Consider the following 25,750-nt stretch of genomic DNA (forward strand, 5'->3'; position numbering starts at 1 on the left):
GTGTGGGGAACCTTCGCGCTTGCGGGGCAGGGGGGCAGGGCATATCCCTGGCGGCCACGCCCCCTATGAGCCTGCTCGAAGCCATCGTCCTGGGTCTGGTCCAGGGTCTCACGGAGTTCCTGCCCATCAGCTCCACCGCGCACCTGCGCATCACGCCGGAGCTGTTCGGCTGGCCGGATCCGGGCGCGGCGTACTCGGCCATCATCCAGCTGGGCACGGTGGCGGCGGTGCTCATCTACTTCCGCAAGGACATCGTCTCGCTGGTGAAGGCGTTCGTCGTGGGCCTGGTGAAGCGAGACCCGTTCGGCACGCTGGAGGCGCGGCTCGCGTGGTTCGTGGGCGTGGGCACGCTGCCCATTGGCATCTGCGGGCTCGCGTTCAAGAAGCTCATCGAGACGCAGTTCCGCTCGCTCTATGTCATCGCGGGCAGCCTCATCGTGCTGGCCATCGTGCTGTTCGTCGTGGAGAAGCGCGCGTCGCACCAGCGCACCGTGGCGGACATGACGTGGCGGGACGGAATCATCATCGGCCTGTGGCAGGCGCTGGCGCTGGTGCCGGGCTCGTCGCGCTCCGGCACGACGCTCACGGGCGGCCTGTCGCTGGGGCTCAAGCGCGAGGACGCGGCGCGCTACTCGTTCCTGCTGTCCATCCCGGCGACGACGCTGGCGGGCATCTTCGAACTGAAGCACCTGCTGGAGGCCACGGAGCGTCCGTCGACGCTGGCACTGGTGGTGGGGACGCTGGTGGCCTTCCTGTCGGGCATGGCCGCCATCGCGTGGCTGTTGAGCTTCCTGAAGCGGCGCACCACGTTGGTGTTCGTGGTGTACCGCATCGCGCTGGGGCTGCTGCTGCTGGGGCTGTTGCAGGCGAACATCCTCAAGCCCATGTCCGGCGTGGAGAACCTGGCGACGCCGGAGGCTCCGACGAAGCCGCCGGTGGAGAAGCAGATCACGGACTGAGGAAGGGGGAGGTCGTGCGCGTGCAGGCCCTGTTCGATGCTCTGGAGACGCGGCTGACGGCGAGGCCGGCGCGGACGTTCGAGTGGAAGGGCCGGGCGCTGCGGGAGGCCGCGGTGCTGGTGCCCCTGTTCGAGCGGGACGGGGTGCCCCACGTGGTCTTCACCCGCAGGCCCACCACCCTGCGCACGCACGCGGGGCAGTACGCGTTCCCGGGCGGAGGCCAGGAGGCGCGGGACGTCACCCCGCTGGAGACAGCGCTGCGCGAGACGGAGGAGGAGCTGGGCATCGCGCGCGCGCACGTGCGGGTGCTGGGCCTCCTGGACGAAACGCCCACCACGTCCGCGTACCGCATCCGGCCCTACGTGGGCGTCATCCCGGGGGATGGGAGGTACGTCCCCAACCCGGTGGAGGTGGACGTGGTGCTGGAGGTGCCGCTGGTGCGCCTGATGGACCCGGCCATCCTCCGCGTGGAGCGGCACACGTGGGAGGGGATGGAGCACGACGTGCACTTCTACACGCACGGCGAGCACGTCATCTGGGGCGCCACGGGGCGCATCGTGCGCAACTTCCTGCAGTTCGTGGCGGAGGTGCCGGGCATCCAGGGGCTCCTGGACGCTCCCCTGCCTGCTGAGCGCTGAGTCGCGGGGCCCGTGCTGGCGGGCGGCTCGTGCGGGAGGACGCCTTGTCGCCCTGGAGGGGCGGTCCCACGTTGAGGACACACCCTTCGAAGGGACGCGACGTGGATGGTGGCAATGGGCACGGGGCCATGGAGGTGAGGGAGGCCGCGCTGGTGGCGCTGGGGGAGGAGCTGCGCGCCAGGGGCTACACCTTCACGACGGTGACTCCGGAGACGCACCGGCGGGTGAACGCGCGGCCGGGGGCGGAGCGGGCCCATTCGGTCCGGGACGTGTTCGGGTGGAGCCGTCCCTTGGGTCCGGGCGTGCTGGAGCCCCGGCTGGTGTCGCTGCTGGAGGAGGCCGGCGCGCTGGGGGACTGCAGGGACGGGACGCACCGGAGCCGGGTGCGGTTCTCCAGCCTGGGGACGGGGCTGTATGTCCATTCCGCGTGGCCCACGTCGGAGAAGGACGCGGTGTTCTTCGGGCCGGACACCTACCGGTTCTGCGCGTTGCTGCGAAAGGTGCCGGGCTCGTTCCGGCGCGTGGTGGACCTGGGGTGTGGCTCCGGGGCCGGAGGCCTGTCGGTGGCGGCGCGGAGTGAAGCGGTGGTGCTCGCGGACCTGAACCCGTTGGCGCTGGAGTTCTCGCGGGTGAACGCGAAGTTGAACAACGCGGCCAGGGTGGAGGCGGTGCACTCGGACCTGCTGCGGGACGTGTCGGGCCGGTTCGACTTGATCATGGCGAACCCGCCGTACCTGGCGGACACGGACGGGCGCACGTACCGGGACGGTGGCGGCACGCACGGCACGGAGCTGTCGGTGCGCATCGTGCGGGAGAGCGTGGAGCGCCTGGAGCCGGGCGGCACGCTGGTGCTCTACACGGGCGCGCCGGTGGTGGAGGGAGAGGACCTGCTGCGCACCGCGCTGGAGCCGGTGTGGCGGGAAGCGCCCCTCTCCGAGGTCCGCTACGAGGAGCTGGATCCAGACGTGTTCGGCGAGGAGCTGGAGAAGGAGCCCTACGCGGGCGTGGAGCGCATCGCCCTGGTGGCCCTGGTGGCCCGGCGGGGTTAGGGCTGGCGGCTCACGTCGCAGCGACCGGAGGCCTGTCTCGCGAGGTCCTCCGCCACGGAGCGCAGGAGGCTGGTCAGGACCGGTGTGCCGGAGGACGTGGGCTCTCCCTGCGTGAGCCAGCGCGCCATGCGGCCCAGGCTCGTGGCCGTCACGACCTGGAGCCTCACCTCCACCTGCACGACGAAGTGTTCGTCGGACTCGGGCCTGGCATCCAGCGTCCAGGCCACCCGCTCCAGCTCCAGCGTGCCCACGCCTCCGGTCAGCTCGCGCCCGTCCAGGACGTAGCCCTCTTGCGTGAAGGCGAGCACCTGCGTGATTCGTGCGCTGTCCAGGTTCGCGTCGAACCAGAAGGCCCGGCGCTTCCAGAGCGTCAGCTCCACCTCCAGCTTCCCCGCCAGGCCCAGCCGCACCAGCCGGTCCAGCTCCGGGGAGATGAAGGCGCGTGCCTCCGGCCGGACCATCACGCGCCTTCCGGAGAGCGTCGCGGTGCACGCGGCGGAGGCCTCTTCCGCGTGCGCTCCGGACGTGAGCAGGCACGCCGCGACGATGAGCGCCGCGCCAGGCCTGCTCTGTGTTCCGTGCCTTCCCATGGCTCAGAAGGTCCGGTTGAACAGCAGGCGCGCCTCGGGCGCGAGCCGGGCTCTTTCGTCGATGCGCCAGGCGGCCTCGAAGCGCACGGCGTCACCGAGGTGGAGGCTGGTTCCCAGGCTCAACTTGGCGTCCGACCACGCGCTCGCGGCGTGCACCGAGCCCAGGTCCGCGAAGACGCCCAGGCAGTCCCAGCGGTACTCGGCGCTCGCGAGCACCGAGCTGTCTCCGCCCCGGAACTCCTTGAAGCCGAAGCCTCGCAGCGCGCTCCAACCTCCCAGCGCCTCCTGCTTCTGCAGCGGCAGGTCGTGACCCGTCGCGGCCCGCAGGCGCAGGTTCAGCCCCGTGTCCCACTTCATCGGCAGGTCCATGGCCACGTCGCCCACCAGCTTCCAGAAGCGCGTGTCCATTCCGCCCGCCCCCGGGCCCTCGCCCACCTCCAGCGTCACGAAGCCTCGCAGCAAGGGTTCGCGCTTCCAGTTGTCATGGCGCTCGAAGAGGGCCGTCTCCGGCGTGCGGAAGAGGGACCCCACGCGCGTGCCCCGCTCCGCGGCGCTGCTGTACTCCAGCCGCACCACCGCTGAACGGAAGCGGCCCTCGTTCACCGGCGCGTTCGGGAACGGCGGGTCGTCGCTCCGGAAGAGGCTCAGCGGCGGCGTGAACGACTGGAGCGAGCCCAGCGTGTCACCGCGCACCTCCACGCCCGCGAGCCACGACTTCGCCCAGCGCCACGTGGCGAAGGCCGTGAAGCCCTCGCGGCGGAAGTAGTCCCGGTCCGGCCGGTTGATGAGGAACGAGTAGAAGTACGAGTCGAAGTCCCCCAGCCGCCAGCGGTCCAGCGTGTCGATGAAGTCATGCACCTGCGCGCCCAGCTCCTCGATGCCCAGCGAGGGCAGCTGCACCTTGGCTCCGCCCAGCAGGTTGACGTGGCGCTGACGGCGCGTGCCCTCCGGGTCGCCCGGGATGCGCTGCCCGCCCAGCCGCAGGGGGATGAAGAACGCCCCCTCCAGCGTCGTGTGCACGCGGTCCCGCGAGTCGAAGATGCGCAGGCTCGCCTTGAACCCCGGGGCGAACCCCGTCACCTGCGTGTGCACGGGCAGCAGATCCACGTCCAGGTCCGGCGGACGCGGACGCACGTGCACGATGAGCCGCTTCCCCTCCAGCGTGAGGCCGTCGCTCGCCACGTCGCTCTCGATGTTGAACATCCGGGCCCAGCCCACCTCGAAGTCCACGCGCTCGCGGCGCCGCGACTTGCGCCGCGATTCCTCCTGCGTGCGGTAGGTCCGCGTGCCGTCGGTCCCGCGCTCCTCGACGATGCGCACGCCCGTGCGCTCCTCGTCCAGGTCCTCGCTGTCCACCGCGCGCAGGAAGGGCAGCCGTGACTCCATCCGCTTCATGGCGCGGCGGGCATCGCTGCGCAGGAAGACGTCGCCGGGCCGCAGTCCGAGGGCCTCTTGCACGCGCGTGGCCATGGCCTCGTCCACGCCCCGCACCTCCACGGCCTCCAGGTGGCCTTCGTCCACCGTGAGGGTCAGCTGGCCTTCGGGGGACAGCGTGGCGGACACCGTCGCGAGCAGATAGCCGTCGTTCTCGCGGAGGGTCTTGAGGACGCGGTCCAGCGCGGCGTCCAGGCCCCCCAGCATGATGCCGGGACGGAAGGCTCCGCCCTCCCTCCTCGCCAGCCAGGGACGCGGCGGGTGCGGGGGCGGACACGGGCTGACGACCTTCAAGCTCCCGTCGCGGGTGCGGATGCGCAGGGTGGTGACGTCGTCGTCATCGTCGTCGTCCGGGTCGGAGCGGGAGGACGTTTCGAACAGCGAGCCCCACAGCTCCTGGGGCTGGAGGTCCTGAAGTCCTTCGACCACCACCGACGTGACCGTGGGGTTCTCCTCCAGCGTCACGTCGAGCACGGCCGGGCCCTGTTCACTGACGCGAACGCGGGGCTCCACGCGGGCGAAGACGCCGGTGCGTGCCAGGCGATGCAGCAGGGTCTGCACCTCCGTGGCCGTCAGGGGGCGCGACGTGTCCGCGGGAGGTGCGCCCACGAGCTTGCGCACCTGCGGATCCGTGAGCCGCTGGAGCCCGTGAAGCTCCAGACCCGTGGGCGCGAGCCCCCGGCCGTCGACCTCGACCTGCATGGCCCCGAGCACCGTGGAGTCGGAGAGGTCGCCCTCGTCGGTGTTGAAGCCCTCCGGGCACGTCGATTCGCCGGAGTCCTCCGAAGCGGCTTCGCCTTCCGATGGAGGTTGGCCCAGGGCCGTGAGCGAGAGGAAGCAGAGTGCCAGTGCGAGTCGGTTCATGACGGGCAGCAGGAGCAGGGTTCGTTCCAGGTGGGGGCTCACGGCAAGTGCCCGGAACCACGGAGGGCGGGCAGGCGGGCGGATGTCATGGACACATCCGGATGTATCGGGCGGTTGTGGCCGTGACATCGCGGCTCACGAGGTGACGGGCAGGTCCAGGGCCTTGATGCGCCGGTAGAGGTTGCCCCGGTCCACCTGGAGGAGGCGCGCGGCGCCGGCGATGCTTTCACCTTCGCGGAGCGCGGCGCGGATGAGGTCCCGTTCGAAGTCCTCCACGTGCTCGCGGTAGCTCTTGTCCCCCAGCGACCTGCGCGGCGCGGGCGCGGCCGCCGCCGGTGCGGCCACCGCGTCCGGTCCCAGCTCCAATGGACCGTCACCCCGGAGCAGGTTCAGCCGTTCGATGACGTTGCGCAGCTCGCGCACGTTGCCGGGCCACGGGTAGGCGCGGAGCGCGGCCTCCGCTCCCGGCGCGAGCACGAGCGGCGTGCGGGGGCCGGCGAGCTCCGCGGCGAAGACCCGCGCGAGGGGCAGCAGGTCCTCGGGGCGCTCGCGCAGCGGCGGCAGGTGCAGCGGCAGGACGTTGAGCCGGAAGTAGAGGTCCTGCCGGAAGCGGCCTTCCTTCACGGCCCGGCCCAGGTCCTGGTGCGTGGCCGCGAGGATGCGCACGTCCACCGGCACCGGCAGCGTGCCTCCCAGCCGCTCCACCTGACGCGTCTCCAGGACTCGCAGCAGCTTGGCCTGGAGCTCCAGCGGCATGTCCCCCAGTTCATCCAGGAACAGCGTGCCACCCTGGGCCTGTTCGAAGCGGCCCGCGCGCCGTGCGACCGCGCCGGAGAAGGCGCCTCGCTCGTGGCCGAACAGCTCGCTCTCCAGCAGCGTCGAGGGAATCGCCGCGCAGTTGACCGCCACCAGCCGGCCCTTGCGCCCGGAGGCCTTGTGCAGCGCCTGCGCCACGCGCTCCTTGCCGGTGCCCGTCTCGCCGGTGATCAGCACCGCCGTGTCGCTGGGGCCCACGCGCGCGATGAGCTGGCGCAGGGACTCCATGGCCGGGCTCTCGCCCACCAGGTGCCCTGGCTGGGCCAGCGCGTCCAGCAAGCGCTCCCGCTCCTCGCGCAGCGCGCCCAGGGCCAGCGCGTTGTGCAGCGCCGTGAGCAGCCGTTCGGGGGACGGAGGCTTCTCCACGAAGTCCGTGGCGCCCAGCTTCAGGGCCTGCACCGCTTCGGAGGGGGAGGCTTCGCCGGAAAGGACCACCACCGGCACGGGCAGGGGCTTGGGCAGACGCGCGAGCAGCTCCAGCCCCGTCTCGCCCGGCATGCGCAGGTCCAGCAGCATCAGCGCGGGCGGCGCCTCCGGCGCTTCGAGCAGACGCGAGGCCTCCGCCGTGGAGCGGGCCTCCACGGGAGTGAAGCCTCCATCTTGGAGCAGTCCGCGCACGGCCCTGAGGACGCCGGGGTCGTCGTCGACGATGAGGATGCGGGCTCCGGTCTTCATGTGGCCCCCTGGGACGCGTCGGAGGGCAGCACCACCTGGGCCCGGGTGCCGCCCCGGGCGCCGGGCTCCAGTCTCAAGGTGCCGCCGTGTTCGTGGGTGATCTTCTGCGCGATGGGCAGGCCCAGCCCGCTGCCTTCGGGCTTGGTGCTGAAGAGGCCTCGGGTGAGGGCAGGGCCCTCCAGCACGCCCGGGACGCCGCTGCCGCCGTCGCTCACGATGACGTGCACGCGGCCGTCCTCCGCCCGGTGCAGCGCCACGTGGACGGGTGGGGCGTCGGGAGAAGAGGCTTCGGTGGCGTTCTTCACCAGGTTGCCGAAGAGGCGGCGCAGTCCGTCCGGGTCCGCGCGCAGGGACACCTCGTCGCCGGGGTCCAGCACCACGGGGACGGGGGAGGTGCCCGAGTACAGCGCGCACACCTCCGCGAGCAGCGGGCGCAGCGCCACGTCCTGGAAGCGGGGCGCGGGCAGGCGCGCGAAGGTGGAGAAGCTCTGGGTCATGCGCATGAGCAGGTCCACCTCCTCCTGGAGGAGCGCCACGGCTTCGGCGAGCCGCGTCGGGTCGGGCGGGGTGTCGGCATCCCGCGGAGACAGACGCGCGAGCGACAGCCTCATTGCGGTCAGGGGGTTCTTCAGCTCGTGGGCGAGCGCCCGGGCCACGTCCTGCCACGCGGCGATCTGCTCGGCGGCCTTGAGGTGTTCGCGCTGCTCCAGCAGCTCCTGGCCCATGCGGTTGAACTGTCCCAGGAGGAACTGGAGCTCGTCGCGCGCGGGTTCGGGGACGGGCAGGCGGACCGACAGGTCGCCTCGCGAGTAGGCCCGCATGCCGTCCAGGAGCGTGGCCATGGGGCGCGTGAGGACGCGGCCCAGGAGCACGGCGGACACGGTGAGCACCACGGCGGCGATGACGCCCACCGCGGCGATGAACACGGGCACGCGGCGCACCAGGGCCCGTCGCGCCAGCTCCGCCTGCGCCAGGTTCAACCGTGCTTCGTCGAGCGCATCCGGCGGCAGTCCCCTGCGGCTCAGCTCGTGGGAGACGTTGTCGAGCACGGCCTCCACGGGAGCGATGGAGATGGAGAGCACGCGGTCCAGCACGCTCTGGGCGAGGGCACCCAGCAGTGCCAGTGGGATGAGTCCCGCGAGCAGCATCACCGCCAGCAGTCGCCGGCGGAAGCGGAACGGAGGCGGGGGAGGGCGCATGGATGGCGCACGGCGCATGGTGCGCTGTTCATATACCCACTGCCGCTGGAGTTCCCGCCAGGCCAGGCCGCGCGTTCACACATTGCGGTGATAGACGGGGCATGGCTCAACTCGAGGCGACGCCCATGCTGAGACCCCACGCACTGCTTCTCCTCGTGTCGCTTCTCCAGGACGGAGGAACGGAGCCGCCGGCCCGGCCCGCGCATTCCATCGTGAGGAACCCCGCGTTTCCCGCCGCCACAGTTGGTGCGGAAGGCATCCAGTGGCCCGACGACCTTCAGCCCCTGGCGACCCTGGACGGGCCCGCGGTCCTTGCCGCGCACGCCGCGTTACAGCGGCTCCTCTCCCGCTACCCCAAGGAGTACGCCAAGAGCTGTACCTATTCGGCGAAGGGGATGGAGGTCATCGTAGGGGAGGAGCGAGGGATCTACTTCGTCCGCATCAACCCACGGCCCGACAAGTGCGGTTGGGCGCCCGGCTCGGTGCTCGCGTACGACGAATTCGAGCTGTACGCCGTCTCACCCGAGGGAAGGGTGTTGGCGCGATATCCGTACATGCCCTGAGCGAACCTGCAGCATCAGAACTGCAGGTACACGTACGGGCGGGTCTCCAGGGTGGAGAGCTGGCGGATGCCGAGGCCCAGGAGCACCAGGACCACGGCCCTCGCGGGCGCGGGCATCTTGAGGAAGACGAGCGCCGCGGTGTCGTAGAGCTTCATCGGCAGCGTGTGCGCGATGACCGCGATGGCCAGCATGCTCCACACCAGCGGGCCCACGTTGGCCAGGCCCGGGATTCCCGCCAGCATCCGCGCGTAGAACTCTCCCGCGTGCGCCATGTCCGGCGCCCGGAACACCACTCGCGTCAACACCACCAGCGTGAACGTGGCCAACATCCCCAACGCCACGCGCACCGGGCCCGGCTCCTGCTCCTTGCCCTTGAACCACCACCAGCAGCGCACTCCGCACAGCGCCACGCCGTGCACCGCGCCCCAGACCGCGAAGCGCCAGTCCGCCCCGTGCCACAGGCCTCCCAGCACCATCACCATCATCAGGTTGAAACACACCCGAGGCTTCGACCGGCGGTTGCCGCCCAGCGGGATGTACAGGTAGTCCCGCAGCCACGAGGACAGGCTCATGTGCCAGCGGTTCCAGAACTCGAACAGGTTCTTCGCCAGGTACGGCCGCGCGAAGTTCTCCGGGAACTTGAACCCGAACAGCGACGCCACCCCAATCGCGATGTCCGAGTACCCCGAGAAGTCGTAGTACAGCTCCAGCGTGTACGCGACCGCCGCCACCGCGCACTCCGCCGACGAGTACGCGTGCGGACTGCCGAACACCGGATCCACGATGCCGCTGCCCAGCACGTCCGCGATGACCAGCTTCTTCACCAGCCCCACGGCGATGCGGAACAGCGCCTTGTTCCCGTCATCCGAGGACAGCGTGGGCACTTCCCGGAAGTGCGCCATCAGCTCCGACGCGCGGACAATGGGCCCGCTCAACACGCGCGGGAAGAACAGCATGTAGAGCAGGTGCTCCACGAACGAGTGCTCGGAGCTCGCCTTCCCCCGGTACACGTCCACCGTGTAGCTGATGGACTGGAACACGAAGAACGACAGGCCCACCGGCAACAACAGATGGAAAGGCTCCGGCCGCACCTCCACGCCCCACGGCCCCAACAGCGACGACACCGTCCTGCGCAGCAGCTCCAGGTACTTGAAGCCCGCCAGCAGCCCCAGGTTGGAGACGATGGACAGCACCACCAGCGCCTTGCGCAGCCCGGGCCGCTCCGTGGCCCCCATTCCCTTCACCAGCAGGTGGTCCACCGTCACGCCGGCCACGAAGATGAACAGCGGCACCAGCTTCACCACCAGCGCGCCTGGCGGCATCCCGCCCACGAACGCCAGCAGCGGCACCTGGAGGAAGGACAGGTAGACCAGCAGGCTGGCCGCCAGCAGCAACAGCATCCGCGGCCAGTAATACCGGTGCACCGCCCAGTAGGCCGCGAACACCAGGATGACGAAGACGACGTACTGGAGGCTGTGGGACAGCACGGCTCAGGGCGCTCCCGCGGCGGAGGCCGTCGGCTCGCCGCCCTTCTTCGTGGACTCGTACGCCGCCATCAGGTCCTTCACGAACGCGTTCGCCAGCACCGCGTACCCCTGCGGCGTCAGGTGCACTCCGTCCGCGTGGCCCAGCGGCACCGGCTGGCGCTGCCAGCGCTGCATGGAGCGCTCGCCGCCCATCGCCGCGCGCGCGGACCAGTACGCGCAGCCCGCGTCCTTCGCCACCTGCGGCAGCGTGTTCAGCACCTTCGAAAGTGACGGCGCCTCGTCCCAGCGGCCGCTCGAGTCCTGCGCCAGCCGGTCCGTGGGCCCGATGATCAAGCACTCCGCGTTCGTCGCCTTGCGCATCCGCGCAATCAGCGCCGCGTAGTCCTGGCGCAGGCCGTTCGCGTCCAGCCCCGGCAGCTCCGCCTCGTTGGTGCCGTACCAGAACACCAGCAGGTCCGGACGCCGCGCGGTCAGCTGCGCGTCCATCGCCTGCGCATCCATGTCCCGCGCCGTGAAGGCCGTGGCCCCGGGCAAGCCCAGCGCGTCGTACACCAGGCCCGGCGTGTCGTACTCCAGCGACGCGCCCAGCACCGTCGCGCTCCCGCCACCCTCCGGCACCTTCACCTGGACGGAGTGCGCCACGCCCGTCACCGGGAACGAACGGATGCGCACCGTGGGCTGCGTCAGCGGCTCCGGCGGCGGCGCTTCCGGCGCAATCGCCTCGCCGTCCACCGTGATCTCCGGCGCCGCGGCCCCCGGCGCGTCCAGCGCGTACAAATCCAAACGGCCCTGGCGGTCCTTGTCCTCCGCGCAGCCTTCGCAGAAGGAGATGCCCAGGCTCGCGCCCGGCGCGCCCACCGCGCGGATGCCCGTGAGGCCCCAAAGCCCTCCCGGCGTGGCCTTCGCGTCCTCCACCGTCCACGCGCCGTCCAGCGTGCGCGTCACGTGCGCCGCCTCCAGCCGGGAGGACGGCTTGCCCGCCGCGATGAAGCCCCGGCCCGCGTCGCCGAAGCGCTTCGTCAGCGCGTCGCGGACCTTGTCGGAGAAGGAGTGCGCCGCCGTGTGCGAAGCGCCCAGCTGCGCGATGCCCACGCGCAGCTTCGCGCCGGACTCGCGGCGGGCCAGCGAGGCGAACGTGTGCTGAAGCGCCGGGGTCGCGTTCTGCAGCCCCGTCGGATCCGCGCCCGGCACGCGAGGCGGATGCGTGCGCGCGAAGGCCCGCTGCAGCGCCAGGTCGAACAGGTGGCCCAACAGGTTGGAGCCGCGCACGCGCGGGTGCACCAGGTCCTCCAGCATCAGGCCGGACTCCAGCCATTTGAGCGCGGAGCCCTCGCCGCCCATCGCCGCCAGCGTGTCGTAGAAGGCGCAGCCTCCCGCGCGCGCCTGCTCACGGAACACCTCCGCCACCTCCGCGGAGTGCCGGCGCGTGATGAGTTCACCGCTCAGCGTGCGCACGCCCGCGTCAATGGGCGACATGACGAGGCACGCCGCGTCCGGCACCGACGTGCGCACGCGCGACACCAGTTCCTTCATCTGCGAGCGGACCTCGTCCAGCGTGGTGCGCTCGCGCGAGAGGAAGAACGCCTCGTTGCCGCCCACCATCAACACCACCAGCGACGGCTTGCGGTGCTTGAGCTGCGCGCGGAACGCCTGGGGCTGCGCGCGCAGGTACACCTCCGCCATGCCGCCCAGCAGGCCCACCGTGTCGTAGACGACGCCCGGCGTGCCCGACTCCACCGACACGCCGTGCAGCTCCGTCTTGCCGCTGGCGGTGAGCGTCAGCGTCTTGGCTCCTTCGGGAATCTTCAGCCGCGCGAAGGCCGCTTCCGCCTTGGGCCCGAACGCGCGCGTCTGGATGCGCTGCGTGTTCTTGCCGTCCACCGCCACCTGCACGGAGCCGTTCGCGGGCTGCGCCAGGAAGAACAGCTCCGCCTCGCGCGCGCCCTCCACGGAGTAGCGCGTGGCCTGCGCGGGGCCGCTCGTGGAGAAGGCCACGCCCGTCCAGCCCACGCGGTCCCTGGGCCAGTGCGTGTCCACCAGCCGCTCCATCTTCCAGCCGTCCGTGCTCGCGGTGCCCGCGCGCGTGGCGCGGCCGGCGCTCGCCAGCCGGTGGATGTAGAGGAAGCCCGGGCCGCCCGAACCGAAGCGCTCCTGCAGCCGGTCGCGCACCACGTCCGTGATGTAGTCAGAGGCGATGAGCGAATCGCCCAGGTGCACCACCCGCACCGGCGTGCGCCGCGCGTCCGCGCGCAAATCTCCCAGCGCCTTCATGAACGGCGCCAGGCCGTCCTCTTCACACGAGCCGTCCGCGCGCGCCTTGCGGCAGTTGAGCTCGATGTCCACGTGCTTCGCGCCCATGCGCTCGCGCAGCGCCTCCAGCTCCCGCGCGGTCGCCAGCGTGGGGGCGCTCAGCTCCTCCAGGCCGATGCCGGGGACAGCGAGGGCTTCCCCCACCTGCGGGCCCGCCTGCGGATCCGTGTCGTTGGCGGCGGTGTCCGCTTCCGCGAGCGCGGCGGGCGGAGCATCCGGCGCCAGGCCATCCGCGGGCGGACGTGGGGCCTTCACGCCCCGCAGCGACGCGGGCAGCACGAGCGCCGCCAGCTTGGGCCCGAGCGAACCTTCCTGACGGAGGCTGGGGAGGGGGCGGTACTTCTCCGGCAATGGCGCCAGGGACAACCCCACCGCCAGCAGCACGGTGAAGGCCAGCGTCCATCCGGTGGATGTGGGCTTGAGGCTCAACGCCCGGGCATGAGACTGGCTTTTCGGGGGCGGGTCAAAACTCTGCCCACATTGTCGCGCCCCATCCCTCGGGGAGCAGGCGGCCGGGCCCCCTTCACATCGTCGGGCCGGATGGGAGACGCTGAATCATGGGACAGCGCTCAGACTCCTCGAAGACGCCGACCGTGGTGCTGACGAACCCGAAGGGGTTGTTCGACCCGGCGCCCTATGGCTTCTCCCACGTGGCGCAGGTCGCGCCCGGCTCCCGGCTGGTCTTCCTGGCGGGGCAGGGGGGAGAGCATGAGACGGGCGCGCTCGAGCCCGACTTCCGCCTCCAGGTGCGGCAGGCCTTCAAGAACGTGCGGGCGGCCCTCGAGTCCGTGGGGGCGGGCGTCGGTGACGTCGCCAAACTCACGATGCTCGTGGTGGACCACACGGAGGAGAAGCTGCGCATCATCGGCCCCGAACTGGACGCGGCCTGGAACGGCGGCATGAAGCCGGCCTGCACGCTGATTCCCGTCTCCCGGCTGGCACTGGACGGGATGCTCTTCGAGGTGGAGGCCATCGCGGTCCTGCCAGCCTGAGCGGCGAGCAGCCCCCTTCCTCCGCTGGCGCGACGCGCTAATGTGCGCCGCCGTGCGCGCCGGGCCGTGGCCCGACGTGCCCCTAGGAGCTCACACCCGTATATGGCCCTCTACCCCGTCATCATGGCCGGAGGCTCCGGCACCCGCTTCTGGCCGCTGTCCCGCCAGGCGCGTCCGAAGCAGTTCCTCCCGCTGGCCTCCAAGCAGCCGCTGCTCACCGACACCGCCCAGCGCCTCAAGGGCCTGGCCCCGGTGAAGAACACCTTCATCGTGTGCGGACCCGTGCACGCGAAGACGGCCGCGAAGCTGGTGAAGGGGCTGCCCAAGGGCAACCTCCTGGTGGAGCCCGTGGCGCGCAACACCGCGCCCGCCATCGCGCTCGCCGCGCTCCAGGTCGCCGCGCGCGACCCGAAGGGCGTGCTCGCGGTGCTGCCGTCGGATCACCACGTCGCGGACGTGAAGGGCTTCCAGCGCACGCTCGCGGAGGCGGCGCGCATCGCGGAAGCGGGCCACATCGTCACGCTGGGCATCAAGCCCGCGCGCCCGGAGACGGGCTACGGCTACATCCAGGTGGGTGACGCGCTGGAGGGCGGCGGCCGCCGCGTGAAGGCGTTCAAGGAGAAGCCCGACCTCAAGACGGCGCAGCAGTACGTGGCCGGCGGCGACTACCTGTGGAACGGCGGCATCTTCGTCTTCCGCGCGGACGTGATGCTGGAGGCCTTCCAGAAGCACATGCCGGAGATGCAGAAGGGCCTGGACGCGCTCCAGAAGGCCGCGGGCAAGCGCACCTTCCCGGCCGTGCTCAAGCGCGTCTTCCCCAAGCTGCCCTCCATCTCCATCGACTACGGCGTGATGGAGAAGGCGGAGAACATCGCGGTGCTGGACGGCGACTTCGGCTGGTCCGACGTGGGCTCCTTCGCCGCCATCCCGGAAGTGCGCCCCGCGGACGCGCAGGGCAACGTCGTCTCCGGCGACGCGGTGCTGGTGGACTGCACCCACTGCGTCGTGCTCGCGGACAAGCGCACGCTGTCCGTCGTGGGCATGAACGACGTGGTGGTGGTGGACTCCGGTGACGCCGTGCTCGTCGTCCCCAAGGACAAGAGCCAGGACGTGCGCAAGGTCGTCGAGGCCCTCAAGGCCCGGAAGCGCACCCGGCTGCTGTAGGCGTTGAGGCGACTTCGCCTCCTGTTTCACCCCAGACGTTTCTTCCCGGGGCTCCCTGTCGTTTCTACAGGGGCCCCGGGTTCGTTTTGCGGGGTTTGCTGGCACCTGCGGGTGTTGGAGTGTCGCGGTCTGGACGAAGGCGCGCCCCGGGTATGAGGCGCGCGGGTTGCAAGTCCACCCCGGGCCGCCCCATTTCCGGGGCGACAGGCGGGGATGGCGATGGGCTGCAAGCGCTGCGTGGGCGAACACCGGGACGGGGAGGCGTGCCCCGTCGCTGTCCGGCCTCCGGTTCCGGGGGATTCGCTGGAGGGCCAGCGGCACGGGCCGCTGCTCTTGAAGCGCCGGCTGGAAGTGGGGGCGGTGGCGTCGGTGTACCTGGCGGAGTACGTGCCCACGGGGCACCGCTTCGCGGTGAAGGTGCTGCACGCGCACCTGGCGGCGCGTCCCGCCGTGCGCGCCCGGTTCATCGCGGAGGCGCTGGCGCAGCGCAACGTCGTGCACCGCCACGTGGCGCGCGTGCTGGACGTGCGCCCCGGTCCCCAGGGCCTGCCCTGCGTGTTGATGGAGGCGCCGGAGGGTGAGTCGCTGAGCGCGCTGCCCCTGCCGCTGTCTCCGGCGGAGGTGGGTGAGGTGTTGGACCAGGCGCTCGCGGGGCTGGAGGCGGCGCACGCGCGCGGGCTGGTGCACGGGGACCTCACGCTGGATTCGATGTTCGTCACGCGCGACGCGAAGGGCGAGCGGCGCGTGCGGGTGCGCGACTTCGGCGCGGGCGTGGTGCGCGAGGCGGCGCTGTCCCAGCAGGAGCGCGCGCAGGGCGTGGCGGTGGGCTCGCCCACGTTCATGGCGCCCGAGCAGTGCGCCGGCATGAACCCGAGCCCTCGCGCGGACGTGCACGCGATGGGCGTGGCGGGCTACCTGCTGGTGACGGGGCGGCTGCCGTTCGGGCTGGGGCGCTCCGCGGACGTGACGCTGTTTGCGCCGCATGCCCTCAACGCGAGCGTGCCGCCCGCGCTGTCCACCGTGCTGATGCGCGCGCTGGCCGCGAAGCCGGAGGAGCGGTTCGACAGCGCGTGGGCCTTCCGCGTCGCGCTCGCGGAGGCGCTGGGCCTGAAGGCGCCGGTGCGGGACGCGTCCGCGGATGCGCACGAGGTGGCTGTCGACGTGGAGGTGGAGGAGCGCGACGCGGACGACTTCGACATCGTGGAGGACGTGCCGGAGTGGGGCATGACGGCCACGTCCATGGAGGCCGCGGCCCAGCGCGCGGCGGATGGCGCGTCTTCCGACGGGACCATGCGCGCGGACGTGGCCGCGTTCTGGGCCTCCGCCGTGGCGATGCTGGGGACCGCCGAGCCGGAGCTCTCCGCAGGCCCGCAGGCGCCGGCCAGGACGATGAAGCTGGGCGTCGTGGACGTGAACACCCTCCAGGGCCCGGCCACGTCCACGCTGGGCGCGGCGGCCATCCCGTTCATGACCCTGGCGCCCTCGCTGGAGCCCGCGTCCATTCCGTCGCCTCCGCCCATTCCGCTGGTGGACGTCATCGAGGACGCCGCGCCCATCCCGCTGGTGAACCCCGTGCCGCCGCTGGAGGCCTCCGCGCCCCGCACGGACGCGCCCGCGGACCTGCGCGTGCGCCTGGGCCTGACGCCGGGGGAGGTCCTCCAGCCCGTCTCCGTGAGCGACGTCGCCCCCGAGGGCCTCTTCGCCGAGTGCCAGGGCTCACTGCCCCCGCTCGCCGCGCGGCTGACGGTGGAGGTGTCCTTCCGGGGCGAGACGGCCCTGGGCGCCTGCGACGTCGTCCGCCACGTCACCTTCGACGAGGCGCGCACCTGGAACGTGCCCGCGGGCGTCTTCGTCCACTTCTCCGACGAGTTCCCCGCCCTGGGCCGGCTGCTATCGCGCGTCCTGATGGAGGCCGCGGAGCCCGCGCCCGACGCGGAGCTGGCCCGCATGCTGTCCCGCGCGGAGGCCGTCGCCAAGGACCCCTACACGCTCTTGGGCGCGAAGCAGGACGCGAACTTCGGTGACATCCACCGCCGCGCCCAGGCCGCCCTGCGCCGCCTGGCCGCCTTCCAGAGCCGCCCGCTGCCCACCGCGCAGCGCCAGGCCCTGGACGCCCTGCGGGTGCGGGTGCTGGCCGCGCAGCGGATGCTCGGCGACCCGCTTTCACGTGTTGGCTACGACGCCACCCGGGGCAACCTGGGGGGCCTTGCCCGCTGCGTGGCCGCCGGGGTGCCGGAGCCCACCCTGGAGGCCCTGCGCAGCGCGTTCCTCGCCGCCCGGCCGGAGGTGGAGCGCAAGGCCCGCGCCCTCTTCACCCAGGGGCACGCGTTGGAGGTCCAACGGGCGGTCCCGGCCGCGCTGGAGCGCTACGCGGAGGCGCTCAAGCTGGACCCGCTGAACACGTCCTGGCTGAAGCACTACCAGTCCCTGCGGCGGCAGGTTCCGGCCCAGTCCGCTGGGGCCATGGCCTGATGGGGGCCATCAGCCTCCCCTGGGGGTAGGTTCCGCCCTCCCACGGGGGCCAGGCGTTCAACAGTCAGCCGGGCTCGTTCGGGCGTGTGCAGCCCCCGGGCCCGCTCGTGTAGTGTCCCACGCCTTCCGTTACGCCCTCCCGGTTCCTGTCGAGGGTGGGGACACTGCCATGAACGCGCACATCTTCCGCGAGTACGACATCCGAGGTCTGGTGGACAAGGACCTCACCATCGAGGTGGTGGAGCTCCTGGGCCTGGGCCTGGGCACCATGATCCGCCGCAAGGGCGGCACCTCCATCGTGGTGGGCCGCGACTGCCGCGAGTCCTCCACGCGCTTCCGCGACGCGCTCGCGAAGGGCCTCACCGCCACCGGCCTGGACGTCTACGACGTGGGCGTGGTGCCGACGCCGCTGACCTACTTCGCGGCGAACACGCTGCCCGTGGACGGCCTGGCGATGATCACCGGCAGCCACAACCCGAAGGAGTTCAACGGCTTCAAGATTGGCGCCGGCAAGACGACCTTCCACGGCCCCGAAATCAAGGAGCTGCGCCGCCTCATCGAGGCGAAGGACTTCGCGACCTCCAGCAAGCCCGGCAAGGTCACGCCCTACGACATCATCACGCCCTACAACCACTTCATCCGCCAGACGGTGAAGGTGGGCCGCAAGGGGATGAAGATCGTCATCGACGCGGGCAACGGCACGGGCGGCGCCATCGCGGTGCCCCTGTTCGAGAGCATGGGCTTCGACGTGGTGCCCCTGTTCTGCGAGATGGACGCGGACTTCCCCAACCACCACCCGGACCCCACGGTGGTGGAGAACCTCCAGGACCTCATCAAGAAGGTGAAGGAGGTCAAGGCGGAGGTGGGCATCGCCTACGACGGCGACAGCGACCGCATCGGCGTCATCGACAACGAGGGCAACGTGCTCTGGGGTGACCAGCTGATGGTGCTCTTCAGCCGCTACGTGCTGAAGGAGTCCCCGGGCGCCGCCATCATCGGCGAGGTGAAGTGCAGCTACACGATGTACGACGACATCGCGAAGCACGGCGGCCGGCCCATCATGTGGAAGGCCGGGCACTCGCTCATCAAGTCGAAGATGAAGGAGGAGCACGCGGAGCTGGCCGGCGAGATGAGCGGCCACATCTTCTTCAAGCACCGCTACTTCGGCTTCGACGACGCGGTGTACGCGTCCGCGCGCCTGCTGGAGATCCTCACGCAGGAGAAGCAGTCCATGTCGCAGCTGCTCGCCGACGTGCCGAAGACCTTCGCCAGCCCCGAGCTGCGCTTCGACACGACGGAGGAGAAGAAGTTCGCGATGGTGAAGCGCGCCACGGAGATCCTGCGCGACGCGGGCCACAAGGTGGTGGACGTGGACGGCGTGCGCGTGACGTTCCCGGACGGCTGGGGGCTCATCCGCGCGTCGAACACGCAGCCCATCCTGGTGCTGCGCTACGAGGCCAGCACGGAGGCCCGCGTGAAGGAGATCCAGGCGCTCATCGAGAAGACGGTCGCCCAGGCGCAGAAGGAAGTCGGCGCCTGAGCCGCTGTCGCTCCACGCGAAGCACACGCACGTAAGGGAGGGAGCATGCCGACGCTGGGAATCGACCTGGGCGGAACGTTCGCCCGGGCCGCGGTGGTGGACGGGAAGGGTGAAATCCTCGCGAGCGCCAAGGTCGCGGTGCAGGACCGCAAGCCGCAGGGCGTGGTGGAGACCATCGCGCAGGCGGCGGAAGAGGCGGTGAAGAAGTCCGGGGTGAAGGTGGACGGCTGCGGCGTGGGCGCGGCGGGGCAGATCCACAAGGACACGGGCGTCATCTCCGTGGCGCCCAACCTGGGCTGGCGGGACGTGCCGCTGGCGGCGATGTTGACGAAGCGGCTGGGCTTCGGCGTGAAGGTGGTGAACGACCTGTCCGCGGCGGCGTGGGGCGAGCTGCACGCGGGCGCGGGGCGCGGGGCCCAGGACATCCTCGTGGTGTTCGTGGGCTCCGGCGTGGGCAGCGCCATCATCGCGGACGGGCGCCTGGTGCAGGGCGGCGGCGGCGTGGCGGGCGAGCTGGGCCACATCAAGGTGGTGCCCGGCGGCCGGCTGTGCGGCTGCGGTGAGCACGGCTGCCTGGAGGCGTACGCGGGCGGCCACAACCTCATCGCGCAGACGAAGGAGCTCCTGGCGTCCGGCGGCTCGCCCGTGCTGGAGCAGCTGACCAGCGGCGACCCGTACACCATCACCCCGGTGACGCTGGAGACGGCGGCGGAGGCGGGGGACGTGAAGGCGAAGGAGATCCACTCCCGCGCGGCGCAGTTCCTGGCGGTCGCGGTGGCCAACTACGTGACGGTGCTCAACCCGTCGCGCCTGGTGCTGGGCGGCGGCGTGCTGACGCACTGCCCGGGCCTGAAGCGGCTGGTGCTGGACGGCGTGCAGCAGTGGGCCTCCCGCGTGTCGCGCGAGGGCCTGCTCATCGCCGACGCGGAGCTGGGCGACGACAGCGGCATCATCGGCGCGGCGCTGCTGGTGAAGTGAAGCACCCGGCGCGGGGAGGAGACTCCCCGCGCCCCAAGTGGATTACGGGGCGAACACGAGCTTCGCGATGCGCCCCTCTTCCCCCACGGCCCAGGCGGTGTCCCGTGCGCGAGGCGGCGTGGACACGGCATGGAAGCCGGTGGAGTCCAGCGGCTCCCACGTCCTGCCCGCGTCCTTCGACACGTCCGAGCCCGTGGGCCCTACCGCGACGAGCCACATCTTCCGCTCGCGCGTGAGCGGGGCCACGCAGGAGCGGTAACCTCCGGGCGCCTTCTGGGGCACGGTCCACTTGCGCTTGGCCCCGTCCAGCGTGAGCGCCGCGTTGCCGGTGGCCACCTCCGGCTGCTTGTAGTTGCCGCCCACGGCGATGCCGGCCAGGGGGCTCCAGAAGTAGAGCGAGAACACGCCCGCGCCTTCCCCCGTGGCCAGCGGCGTGGGCGCGATGCCCCACGTCCTGCCCCGGTCCGCGGAGTGGAGCACGCGCGCGATGGAGCCTCCCAGTCCGAACCAGACATCGGATTTGCCATGCACGGCGATGCTCGTGCCGCTGGCGGCGAAGCCGGCCTCCCCCGCGAGCGCCGCCGGCAGCGCTCCTTGAGGCACGGGCTTCCACGTCGCGCCGCCGTCCTCCGTGGTGATGACGACGAAGTGGCCGTCCACCGGGTCGCTGAAGGCGACGCCGTGCTGTTCGTCCCAGAAGGCCATGCCGTTGAAGAAGGCCCCGGGCATGGCGTTGGTGAACTGGAGCGTCCAGTGCGCGCCGCCGTCCGTCGTCTTGTAGATGCGCGACTTGTCACCCGCGCCAATGGACAGCACGTAGGCGGTGCGGTCGCTGAAGGCATCCACGTCGCGGAAGTCCAACGCCTCGGAGTCCGGCACGGGCGCGCGCGTCCACGTCTTGCCGCCGTCCGTGGTGCGCACGACGGTGCCCTTGTCGCCGCTGGCCCACGCCACGCGGGTGTCCACCGCGCTCACGCCGCGCAGCCGCACCGTCGTCCCGCTCGCCTGCGGCTCCCACTTCATGCCCGCGCTCCCCAGGGCCAGCCACGTCGCCAGCCACACCGCTCCCGTCGTCATGTCCGGTGCCTCCCGCGTGTTCGTCCACGCGAGGGGAACGCTAGCCGAGGTCAGCGCCGCTCGGCGGGGTTCGCGGCGTCGGGCAGCGAGGTGTCCTCGGGGACGAAGTCGATGCGGCACTTGTCCAGGAGCGGGCCGCAGGCGCGGTCCAGGTCGCCGCGCGTGTCACAGCCCGGGCGCTCCTCGCAGGTGTCCGGCAGGAAGGCCCAGACGAACTGGAGCACGTTGCCGCCCCGGCCCTCCGGCAGCGCGGCGAGGAAGTCCTGCTTGTGCTCCTGGAACAGGCGCGCCAGGTGCACGGTCTTGTCCTCCAGCTTCACGTGCCTCGCGTCGCCCATGTACCGGCGGCTGGCGTCGTTGAGCTGCGCGTCCAGGAACTCCGGCTGGTAGGGCGCGCCGTCCAGCCGGGGGCCCCCGCGCGTCCCCCGGAAGAGGGCGAAGTGCACGCGCGGGTCGGCGTACTCGCCCAGCAGGATGCGCTGCTCCAGGGCGTACAACGTCAGCCGCTCGCCGCCGACCGGCCACGCGCGGGTCCAATAGAAGCCTCCGAACCAGGACGCGCCCACGCCCTCCGGGTAGCGCTCCACCAGCTGCATCAGCACCAGCGCGTTGTACGCGTTGATCCAATACGCCAGCCCGTCCTGGGATGAAGGGAAGCGCTCCGGCTGCCGGTGCGGCGACACCGACGCCAGCGACGCGACGAAGCGCTCCAGCGCCGGGCGGTCGCGCTTCAGGCCCTCGAAGTCCAGGTCTCCGCTGGGGCGCACGTGGTTCAGCGCCTGCGCGTAGTCCGTGTAGCCAAAGGGTCCCGCTTCCGGGGGCACCGGCGCCGGCAGGGCTCCCCCCACGTACAGCCCCGCGCCCACGGCGAGTGCCACCAGCACGGCCAGGGCCGCCACGGCGGACCAGCGCGCGCTGCGACGGGAGGGAAGGGGCGCGTTCACGGCCGGGCAGTCTATGCCACCCGCCTGGGTCCTCCACGACAGACCGCTATACTGCGCGTGCCATGGAGCCTACCCCCGACGTTGTCAGGCATTTCCATCCGGTACTCCCCTCCCGTCAGCTGCGCCGCCAGCCCGTCCGCGTGGAGCTGGCGGGCCACGCCTACGCGCTCTTCCGGGATGCGTCCGGCAAGGCCGCGGCGCTGTCGGACGCGTGTCCGCACCGCTTCGCGCCGCTGTCGAAGGGCACCGTGACGAAGGAGGGACAGCTCCAGTGCCCGTACCACGGCTGGCGCTTCGACGCGCAGGGCCACGGCGTCAATCCCAGCCAGCCGGAGCTGCGCCACTGCGAGGCGAAGAGCTTCCAGGTGGTGGAGCGCCACGGCTACCTCTGGCTCGCGCACGCGAGCACGCCCGAGTCCGCCCTGCCGGAGCTCTCCGGCGAGGACTACGTCTTCGGTGGGACGTTCTCCACGCTGTTCCAGGCGCCGCTGCACGTGGCGCTCGACAACTTCAGCGAGGACGAGCACACGCCCTTCGTCCACACCCGGCTGGGGTGGAGCGGCCAGCATGCGGGGGAGGTGCAGTTCGAGGCGCACAACCACGAGGACCACACGGAGGTGCACTACCGCGCCCCTCAGCGGCCCGCGCCCATCATGCGCCTGCTCACCGTGGGCAAGGGCGACATCTTCCACAACGACTGGGTGACGCGCTTCGACCCGGTGCGCAGCGTCTACACCGTGAGCTGGAGGACGCCCTCGGGGGCGCCGCGTCCGTTCACCACGCAGGCGCACATCTTCTTCGTGCCGGAGACAGCGCGCACCACGCGCCTGCACGTCTTCTCCTTCCTGCGCACGTCGGTGCCCGCGCTGCGGCCCTTCCTGCCCGTGGCGGCGAAGGCCGCGCTGGGCCTCACCTGGTGGGAGGTGCGCGACGACGCGCGCTTCATCCCCACCGTGGCGGACACGCCCTACAGCCACAAGGGCATGCGGCTGGACAAGTACGACAAGCCGCTCGTGCACCAGCGCAAGCTCATGGAGCGCATCTACTACGCGCACCCGGCGCACGAGCCCGCCGGGCCCGCGCTGCCGCACGTTCGCGACGCCACGGGGAGCTGAGCGGCGGGGACGCCGTCAGTGCATGGACGGCGCGGGTTCCTCGTAGCTGGGAATGGCTTCTCCGGCGCGCGCCTCGTAGGCGTTGCAGCCGCTGTCACCGGAGACCACGAGCGCGAACTGCTTGAGCTCCGGCTGGTTGCAGCTCTGCGTCGCGTCGTCGCTCGGCTCGTCGCTGTTGCCCGCGAAGAAACGGCAGTTCTTGCAGTTGCCCCAGGATGCATCCGCCATGGTTCCCTCCTCGTGGAAATGGGTCCTAGGAGGAGGGTGGGGTCGCTGCTGGACCCCCACAACGAAGCACCTGCTTCCCGCCCGGGAGGGCAGGGGACCCGGCGCCCTCAAGCAGGCGCCGGGAATCACACCTCACCCGCGCCTTACTGCTGGGGCGCGGGCTGCTGCGGAGCCGGCTGCTCCTGGGCGGGCTGCTGCTGCTGGGGCGCGCCCGCGCCGGGCTGGGCGCCCAGGGCGGCCGCGTCCCGCTTCACGGAGCCAGACTCGAAGGAGCCCAGCGAGTTGAGCAGGCGCAGCGCGGCGAGCGATGCCTGCAGGCGCTCGGACACGAAGCCCACTTCCGCGTTGGTGAGCGCGGTGTTGGCGTCCGCGACCTCCAGGTAGGTGGCGACGCCCGCCTTGAAGCTCACGTCCGTCAGGCGGTTGGACTCGCGCGCCAGCTCCAGGGCCTCCTCGGCCTTGGAGCGGTTGGCCAGCGCGTTCTCCAGGTCCAGCTTGGAGCGGCGGACCTCTTCCTTCACGCGGGCCTGCGCCAGCGACTGGGTGACGGTGGCCTCGCGCACGCGCGACGACGCCTCGGAGAGGTTCGCCTCACGCAGGCCGCCGTCGAACAGCGTCCAGCTGGCGCCGAAGGTGATGGCCCAGGTCTCGTTCTGACCGGTGAAGCCCGCCGCGTTCGCGATGCGGTAGGCGCCCGTGACGCCCAGCGTGGGCAGGTAGCTCAGGATGACGCCCGTCTTGTTGATGCGGCTGAGCTTCAGGCCCACTTCCGCGGCCTGCACGTCCGAGCGCTCCTGGATGGCCTGGTTGACCAGGTCGTCCGGCGACGCCTGCGCGGGCACCGTCGGCTCCGGCGGCGGGGCCAGGTCGAAGTCCGGCTCGCGCTGGATGAGCGTGCCCAGCGCCAGCTTCAGGCCCGCGAGCGCGTTCTTCGCGCGCACCAGGTCCTGCTCCGCGCGCGAGCGGTCCAGCTGGGCGCGAAGCAGCGCCACGCGCGTCACCGTGCCCGCGTCGAACCGGGCCTGGGTGTCCTTCTCCCGCGCCTGGTTCAGCTCCAGCAGGCGCTCCTGCGCGCGCAGCGCTTCCTGCTGCGCCGCGGCGCCGTAGTACGCCTGCGCCACGCCGAAGAGCACCTGCCGGCGCGCCGTCTGCGTGTTGAGCTCCGCCAGCCGCACGGCCTTGTAGGAGGCCGCGATGCCCGCCCACAGCTGCGGCGCGATGATGGCCTGGCGGATCTCCGCCTGCGCGCCCTGCTGGATGAGCGGCTGGATGGTGATGTCCACCGGCGCGATGGGGCCCGCGGGGATGATGGCCGCCACGTTGTTGCGCGTGATGGACGCGCCCACGCTGATGTTGGGCAGGTAGCCCGCCCACGCCCGGCGCGTCGCGAGCGATGCCTGCTCGAAGCGCTCCTGGGCAATCTTCAAATCGAGGTTCTGCTGGCGGGCCGACTCCAGGGCCTCATCCAGCGTCAGTACGGGCGCCGCGGCCAGGGCGGCCGACAGGGACAGCGCCAGAAAGGTACTCATACCGCTCGACCTCCTCACCGACCCGCGGGAGCGCGAGGCGGATCCGTCCAATGGACGACTGCGTTGCGTCCTCTACCCGACCTGCGAGCGGCGTTGAAGTAATCCGCACTGTCGGATGTTGGAATATGCGGAATGTAGTAGCGGTCAATGGTTGAGGGTGTCAATTGTTTATGTGTGCACGATGAATTAACGTAAATTCACTATGAACGCTTTCAACGACGGTCCCAGCGAGCAGGTGACGTGCCGGCCGGCGGCCACCCAGGGTCTGGCGGAGGGGGCGGGCGGGCTGCCCGAGCAGGCGTGGACGCTCCTCTTCGAGCTCTTGCACACGCACATGCGCAACTTCCCCGCGCTGGCGGCGGAGTTCGATTTGTCTCCCGTGCAGGCGCACGTGCTGAGGCAGCTGGGCGAGGGTGCGCTCGCGATGAGCACGCTCGCGCACTACCTGTCGTGTGACGCGTCCAACGTGACGGGGCTGGTGGACCGGCTGGAGGCGCGCGGGCTGGTGGAGCGCAAGAGCAGCGAGCAGGACCGCCGCGTGAAGATGCTGGTGCTGACGGAGGCGGGCGCGGAGCTGCGCGGCCGGCTGATGGCGCGGCTGAGCGCGCCGCCGCCCCTCATCGCCGCGATGCCGGATGAAGACCTGGCCGCGCTGCGCGACATCATGCGCCGCGCGCTCAAGACGCAGTAGCGCGCGGACCCCTTCAGTCCAGCAGGAAGGTGTACGAGTACTTCATCTCCGTGGCCACCGGCTCACCGCCCTTGATGGCGGGCTTGAAGCGGAAGCGGCGGATGGCGTCGCGCGCGGCCTCGTTGAGGCCGTAGCCGGGCCCGGAGATGACCTTCACGCTGCTCACCTTGCCCTCCGCGTCGATGGCGATGGACAGCGTGACGGTGCCCTCGATGCCCGCGCGGCGCGCTTCATCCGGGTAGGGAATCTTCACCTCGGACGCGACGGACGGCTCCGAGTCCACCTGGTACACCGGCACGTACTTCGGCGCGGAGTAGCCCTTCACGTCCTGGGGCGCCTTCGCGGGGCCGTTGGCCTTGCCGTAGGCGGTGTTGCCCACGGGCGCGGCGAAGGAGCCCTGTCTCTTATACGCATCTCCGAGCCCACGAGACCGGAG

General features: G+C 71.3%; 22 protein-coding genes. 11 read left to right on the plus strand and 11 right to left on the minus strand.

Annotation, left to right across the window (positions count from 1 at the left end; translation table 11 throughout):
* The first annotated feature begins 65 nt into the window (after nt 1–65).
* The 3 genes from D7X55_RS11385 (at nt 66) to D7X55_RS11395 (ending at nt 2,646) form a co-directional block, all read left to right on the plus strand.
* Nucleotides 66–959 (plus strand): undecaprenyl-diphosphate phosphatase, encoded by an 894-nt coding sequence (locus D7X55_RS11385; protein WP_121723075.1) that lies wholly within the window; start codon nt 66–68, stop codon nt 957–959.
* 14 nt (nt 960–973) lie between these two features.
* Nucleotides 974–1,597, plus strand: a complete 624-nt coding sequence (locus D7X55_RS11390; RefSeq protein WP_120550043.1) for a CoA pyrophosphatase — start codon at nt 974–976, stop codon at nt 1,595–1,597.
* A gap of 101 nt (nt 1,598–1,698) precedes the next feature.
* Entirely contained in the window at nt 1,699–2,646 is a 948-nt protein-coding gene (locus D7X55_RS11395) for a methyltransferase (RefSeq protein WP_233609793.1), read from the plus strand.
* On the opposite strand, the gene D7X55_RS11400 is transcribed toward D7X55_RS11395, so the two are convergent.
* The 4 genes from D7X55_RS11400 to D7X55_RS11415 all read right to left on the minus strand — a co-directional run bounded on the left by D7X55_RS11400 (nt 2,643) and on the right by D7X55_RS11415 (nt 8,224).
* A complete protein-coding gene (locus D7X55_RS11400) occupies nt 2,643–3,236 on the minus strand; it encodes a hypothetical protein (RefSeq protein WP_120550045.1) in 594 nt (197 codons plus the stop codon). The genes D7X55_RS11395 and D7X55_RS11400 overlap by 4 nt on opposite strands.
* Before the next feature lie 3 nt (nt 3,237–3,239).
* Nucleotides 3,240–5,534, minus strand: coding sequence for a hypothetical protein (locus tag D7X55_RS11405; protein ID WP_121723076.1), 2,295 nt, complete (start codon nt 5,532–5,534; stop codon nt 3,240–3,242).
* 135 nt (nt 5,535–5,669) lie between these two features.
* Nucleotides 5,670–7,025, minus strand: a complete 1,356-nt coding sequence (locus D7X55_RS11410) for a sigma-54 dependent transcriptional regulator (RefSeq protein WP_121723077.1) — start codon at nt 7,023–7,025, stop codon at nt 5,670–5,672.
* The gene (locus tag D7X55_RS11415; RefSeq protein WP_121723078.1) at nt 7,022–8,224 is read right to left on the minus strand and encodes an ATP-binding protein; all 1,203 of its coding nucleotides are present in this window, start codon (nt 8,222–8,224) and stop codon (nt 7,022–7,024) included. Before D7X55_RS11415 ends, D7X55_RS11410 begins: the two co-directional genes overlap by 4 nt.
* Before the next feature lie 101 nt (nt 8,225–8,325).
* On the opposite strand from D7X55_RS11415, the gene D7X55_RS44615 reads away from it, so the two are divergent.
* A complete protein-coding gene (locus D7X55_RS44615) occupies nt 8,326–8,787 on the plus strand; it encodes a hypothetical protein (RefSeq protein WP_233609794.1) in 462 nt (153 codons plus the stop codon).
* Nucleotides 8,788–8,801: 14 nt separating this feature from the next.
* Here D7X55_RS44615 and D7X55_RS11425 read toward each other — a convergent pair whose 3' ends face one another.
* Complete coding sequence (locus D7X55_RS11425; RefSeq protein ID WP_120550049.1) at nt 8,802–10,274, minus strand: MBOAT family protein; 1,473 nt, start codon at nt 10,272–10,274, stop codon at nt 8,802–8,804.
* 3 nt (nt 10,275–10,277) lie between these two features.
* Complete coding sequence (locus tag D7X55_RS11430; protein ID WP_121723079.1) at nt 10,278–13,013, minus strand: GDSL-type esterase/lipase family protein; 2,736 nt, start codon at nt 13,011–13,013, stop codon at nt 10,278–10,280.
* A gap of 128 nt (nt 13,014–13,141) precedes the next feature.
* Here D7X55_RS11430 and D7X55_RS11435 point away from each other — a divergent pair, with 128 nt between their 5' ends.
* The 5 genes from D7X55_RS11435 to D7X55_RS11455 all read left to right on the plus strand — a co-directional run bounded on the left by D7X55_RS11435 (nt 13,142) and on the right by D7X55_RS11455 (nt 19,730).
* Nucleotides 13,142–13,576 (plus strand): RidA family protein, encoded by a 435-nt coding sequence (locus D7X55_RS11435; protein WP_121723080.1) that lies wholly within the window; start codon nt 13,142–13,144, stop codon nt 13,574–13,576.
* 102 nt (nt 13,577–13,678) lie between these two features.
* A complete protein-coding gene (locus tag D7X55_RS11440) occupies nt 13,679–14,740 on the plus strand; it encodes a mannose-1-phosphate guanylyltransferase (RefSeq protein ID WP_121723081.1) in 1,062 nt (353 codons plus the stop codon).
* 213 nt (nt 14,741–14,953) lie between these two features.
* Entirely contained in the window at nt 14,954–17,212 is a 2,259-nt protein-coding gene (locus D7X55_RS44620; RefSeq protein ID WP_233609795.1) for a serine/threonine-protein kinase, read from the plus strand.
* A gap of 169 nt (nt 17,213–17,381) precedes the next feature.
* Nucleotides 17,382–18,752 carry a phosphomannomutase/phosphoglucomutase gene (locus D7X55_RS11450; RefSeq protein ID WP_120550053.1) on the plus strand — a complete coding sequence of 457 codons (1,371 nt, stop codon included), beginning with the start codon at nt 17,382–17,384 and terminating at the stop codon, nt 18,750–18,752.
* Nucleotides 18,753–18,797: 45 nt separating this feature from the next.
* The gene (locus tag D7X55_RS11455; protein ID WP_121723082.1) at nt 18,798–19,730 is read left to right on the plus strand and encodes an ROK family protein; all 933 of its coding nucleotides are present in this window, start codon (nt 18,798–18,800) and stop codon (nt 19,728–19,730) included.
* Between the two features lie 42 nt (nt 19,731–19,772).
* Here the strand turns inward: D7X55_RS11455 and D7X55_RS11460 are convergent, their stop codons facing one another.
* Together D7X55_RS11460 and D7X55_RS11465 are read right to left on the minus strand one after the other, a co-directional pair.
* The gene (locus tag D7X55_RS11460; protein ID WP_121723083.1) at nt 19,773–20,807 is read right to left on the minus strand and encodes a YCF48-related protein; all 1,035 of its coding nucleotides are present in this window, start codon (nt 20,805–20,807) and stop codon (nt 19,773–19,775) included.
* Between the two features lie 50 nt (nt 20,808–20,857).
* The gene (locus tag D7X55_RS11465; protein WP_121723084.1) at nt 20,858–21,751 is read right to left on the minus strand and encodes a DUF547 domain-containing protein; all 894 of its coding nucleotides are present in this window, start codon (nt 21,749–21,751) and stop codon (nt 20,858–20,860) included.
* 62 nt (nt 21,752–21,813) lie between these two features.
* On the opposite strand from D7X55_RS11465, the gene D7X55_RS11470 reads away from it, so the two are divergent.
* Nucleotides 21,814–22,866: a Rieske 2Fe-2S domain-containing protein gene (locus tag D7X55_RS11470; RefSeq protein ID WP_120550056.1), complete on the plus strand. Its 1,053-nt coding sequence runs from the start codon at nt 21,814–21,816 to the stop codon at nt 22,864–22,866.
* 15 nt (nt 22,867–22,881) lie between these two features.
* On the opposite strand, the gene D7X55_RS11475 is transcribed toward D7X55_RS11470, so the two are convergent.
* Nucleotides 22,882–23,094 carry a hypothetical protein gene (locus tag D7X55_RS11475; protein ID WP_121723085.1) on the minus strand — a complete coding sequence of 71 codons (213 nt, stop codon included), beginning with the start codon at nt 23,092–23,094 and terminating at the stop codon, nt 22,882–22,884.
* A gap of 143 nt (nt 23,095–23,237) precedes the next feature.
* Complete coding sequence (locus D7X55_RS11480; protein ID WP_121723086.1) at nt 23,238–24,623, minus strand: TolC family protein; 1,386 nt, start codon at nt 24,621–24,623, stop codon at nt 23,238–23,240.
* Between the two features lie 202 nt (nt 24,624–24,825).
* On the opposite strand from D7X55_RS11480, the gene D7X55_RS11485 reads away from it, so the two are divergent.
* Nucleotides 24,826–25,314: a MarR family winged helix-turn-helix transcriptional regulator gene (locus tag D7X55_RS11485; RefSeq protein WP_120550059.1), complete on the plus strand. Its 489-nt coding sequence runs from the start codon at nt 24,826–24,828 to the stop codon at nt 25,312–25,314.
* A gap of 13 nt (nt 25,315–25,327) precedes the next feature.
* Here the strand turns inward: D7X55_RS11485 and D7X55_RS11490 are convergent.
* The coding region (locus tag D7X55_RS11490; RefSeq protein ID WP_147470086.1) for an energy transducer TonB at nt 25,328–25,750 on the minus strand (423 nt) is incomplete at its 5' end.

The sequence above is a fragment of the Corallococcus sp. AB049A genome (assembly GCF_003668885.1).
GTDB lineage: Bacteria > Myxococcota > Myxococcia > Myxococcales > Myxococcaceae > Corallococcus > Corallococcus interemptor.